This window comes from Chryseobacterium sp. 2TAF14, assembly GCF_052115105.1.
Classification (GTDB): Bacteria; Bacteroidota; Bacteroidia; order Flavobacteriales; family Weeksellaceae; genus Chryseobacterium.
Window position 1 is genome coordinate 1 of sequence record NZ_JBFRGA010000256.1, and the last position, 2,972, is coordinate 2,972.

Here is a 2,972-nt window from a genome sequence, read left to right on the forward strand (position 1 = left end):
CGGATTCGTTTGTGAAATCCAGTAAACCTTGTGCGTATCTTTTAGCTACTTTAGATGTAAGCATTCTTAGTTAAGATTTGATTTGTTTAAATAATTCTGAACCAATTCGTTTTGAGCTTCAGTGTTTTCAAGCTTTTGCTTAAGGATAGATTCTGCAATATTTACAGACAAGATACCGATCTGAGATTTGATGTCTGCCATTGCAGCATTTTTCTCAGCAGCAATCGTTTGTTTTGCAGCTTCGATTAATTTATCTCCTTCAGACTTAGCAGCATCTTTAGCTTCAGCTACGATTCTGTCTTTAATTTCTCTGGCTTCTTTTAAGATAGCATCTCTTTCGATTTTAGCCTCACGCATAATTCTTTCGTTATCCGCTTTTAGAGTTTCCATCTCTTTTTTAGCCAATTTAGCCTGATTAAGAGCATCCTGAATATTGTCTTCTCTGGTTTTTACAGCACTTAGAATAGGTTTCCAAGCAAAAGCTTTAAGAAGAACGACCAATAATAAAAATACTACTGCTGTCCAGAATATGTTACCAATTGAAGGAGTTAATAATTCCATTTTATATCAATTATTTTTTTAATTTGTTTTAACTTTTTTAAAAGAATTCTACAAACCAACCGTTTGTAGAATTCTGTTTGTTTACTATCCGTTTCCTAGTAACGCTACTACGATACCGAATAGACCAGCACCCTCAATAAGAGCTGCTGCGATAATCATTGCAGTTTGGATTTTTCCTGATTGCTCTGGCTGTCTTGCAATACCTTCCATTGCGCTACCACCAATTTTACCAATACCTAATCCTACACCTAGAACTGCTAAACCAGCTCCGATTGCTGCGATACTACCTGTCATAATATTATAATTTAAAAAGTTGTTTTTAGTTTTAATTTAATTAATGATCGTGGTGTGGCTCTTCTACAGCCGCCCCGATAAATAATGCCGTCAACATCGTAAAGATATAAGCCTGTAAAGCTGCTACCAATACTTCCAAAACATAAATAAATAATGATAAACCTAATGATACCGGAGTAATCATATATGTTTTCATGATGAAGATCAAAGAGATCAAACTCATGATGATGATGTGTCCTGCAGTCATGTTCGCAAAAAGACGGATCATCAATGCAAAAGGTTTAGTAATAATCCCTAATAATTCTACCGGTACTAATATAATATATACTAAGATTTTCCCGGCGAAAGGCATGTTGCTTCCCAATGGATCAAACATGTGCATCCAATATGTTTTTCTACCGCTCAAGTTTACAATTAATAAAGTAAATACTGCAAGAACCATTGTAAATGCAATGTTACCTGTTGTATTTGCAGCTCCTGGAAGTAATCCTAAAATATTTAGAATCCAGATAAATAAGAACAAAGTAACCAAATATGGAACGTATTTTCTGTATCTTACAGAACCGATGTTTTGTAAAGCAATATCGTCTCTTACGAAAACCACAATCGGCTCGATAAATTTCGCAATTCCTGAAGGAACCTGAGATTTTTTATAGCTTGATGCCGCAGCAAAACCGATCAATAAAATGATAATAGCAGCCAAAATCATCTGAGCAACTACTTTAGTAATAGAAAAATCTAAAGGCTCATTGTTTGTCGGGTGACCATCGTGCATTTCTAAATCACCTGCTGCATTTGTAGAATAAATTTTGTTGTGGTGTACTTTATAGAAACTACCGTCTAMTTCAGCAACCTTCTCTTCTGCATGTCCGAATTTTTCAGAGCTGAATACTTTTAAACCATTATCCCAAAGAATGACAGGTAAAGAAATTCCTACAGAATTGTGGCCTTCACCCCAAAGATGCCAATTGTGTGCATCCTGAATATGGTGCATAATAAATGGAACCGGATTGTACTTTTCATCCTTTGCAGCTTCCGCAGTACCTTCGTGTGTTTCTGCAAATGAAAAGCAGAAGACAAAAAGATAAAGGGCGATTAACAGTTTTTTAAAACTCATGACTAGACTTTTATTTCTAAAATTTTTGCAAAAATATAAATTTTTATTCGATTTTTAGCAATTCTTCAATTTTATATTACATGATATTAGTCTTGTTTTTTGACTAATTTTAAAACAAAAACTACTTCTATCAACAGGTAAACCCAATACAGAACGAAATATGGAACAATATGCAGTCTGAAATCTTTCTGAAACACAGCGATGTAGCCCATTGCGAAAAATTTAAAAACCACAAACCCAAGAAAAATAAATCCTATCACATTCTTTTTTTCGAGTGCGAAAACTACTAAAATTGTTAATAAACTGATTAACGTAACAAAAAATATAAGAATATGGATTTTATAATCCAGCACCACTACATTATTCTCCGCCAATTGCCACTGTAAAACAAACAATACAGCAGAAAGCAGTAAAAATACCCCCAATCCTTTTAAAACGACTAAAAATTTTTCCATTGGCTGCAAAACTACCAAAATTTATGATATATCCTAATCTTAATCTCTGGTGAAAAAAATGACTTTTACCCCTAATTTGAAAAACAGATTTCCTTAATCTATCAAAAAAAAGCATTTAATAAACTACAAATTCATAGTTTTCATTAAAGATTAGAAATCAATTATCGACTTTAGATTTTTTTTGCCACTAATACACAAATATTTTTTTCATTTTCACATCATAACATTTGTGTATTCGTGGCTTAATAAATACTAGAAGCTAGAAGTGAAATCTCTAAATGTACATCATTTTAATTTATTCTTATAATCTAATAAAATCATCTATTATATTTAAGGGAAATTCAAATTCTTTTAAATATCAATCACACTAAGGTTTTTAGATATAAAATTGTTATTTTTGCAAACCATTTAATTAATTAAAGTATGTTTAATAGTTTACAGGATAAATTAGACAAAGCCCTTCATAATATTTCCGGACGTGGAAAAATCACCGAGATCAACGTTGCGGAAACCGTAAAAGAAATTCGTAGAGCATTGGTAGATGC

The 2,972-nt window shown here is 32.5% G+C and carries 5 protein-coding genes; 1 reads left to right on the top strand and 4 read right to left on the bottom strand.

Annotated features, from left to right (window positions below):
* Positions 1–66: 66 nt before the first annotated feature.
* The 4 genes from AB4Y90_RS17020 to AB4Y90_RS17035 all read right to left on the bottom strand — a co-directional run bounded on the left by AB4Y90_RS17020 (position 67) and on the right by AB4Y90_RS17035 (position 2,427).
* On the bottom strand, positions 67–561 hold the full coding sequence (locus AB4Y90_RS17020; protein WP_441558757.1) for a F0F1 ATP synthase subunit B: 495 nt from the start codon (positions 559–561) through the stop codon (positions 67–69).
* A gap of 84 nt (positions 562–645) precedes the next feature.
* On the bottom strand, positions 646–855 hold the full coding sequence (atpE, locus tag AB4Y90_RS17025) for an ATP synthase F0 subunit C (RefSeq protein ID WP_034675836.1): 210 nt from the start codon (positions 853–855) through the stop codon (positions 646–648).
* Positions 856–895: 40 nt separating this feature from the next.
* The gene (atpB, locus tag AB4Y90_RS17030; protein WP_441558758.1) at positions 896–1,972 is read right to left on the bottom strand and encodes a F0F1 ATP synthase subunit A; all 1,077 of its coding nucleotides are present in this window, start codon (positions 1,970–1,972) and stop codon (positions 896–898) included.
* Positions 1,973–2,058: 86 nt separating this feature from the next.
* Positions 2,059–2,427, bottom strand: coding sequence for a hypothetical protein (locus AB4Y90_RS17035; RefSeq protein ID WP_441558759.1), 369 nt, complete (start codon positions 2,425–2,427; stop codon positions 2,059–2,061).
* Positions 2,428–2,850: 423 nt separating this feature from the next.
* On the opposite strand from AB4Y90_RS17035, the gene AB4Y90_RS17040 reads away from it, so the two are divergent.
* On the top strand, positions 2,851–2,972 hold a 122-nt coding region (locus AB4Y90_RS17040), incomplete at its 3' end, for a signal recognition particle receptor subunit alpha (protein ID WP_441558760.1).

Excerpts from the sequence above, each read along its gene's own strand:
- AB4Y90_RS17020 (WP_441558757.1), bottom strand. The coding sequence starts at position 561 with ATGGAATTATTAACTCCTTCAATTGGTAACATATTCTGGACAGCAGTA.
- AB4Y90_RS17035 (WP_441558759.1), bottom strand. The coding sequence starts at position 2,427 with ATGGAAAAATTTTTAGTCGTTTTAAAAGGATTGGGGGTATTTTTACTG.
- atpE (WP_034675836.1), bottom strand. The coding sequence starts at position 855 with ATGACAGGTAGTATCGCAGCAATCGGAGCTGGTTTAGCAGTTCTAGGT.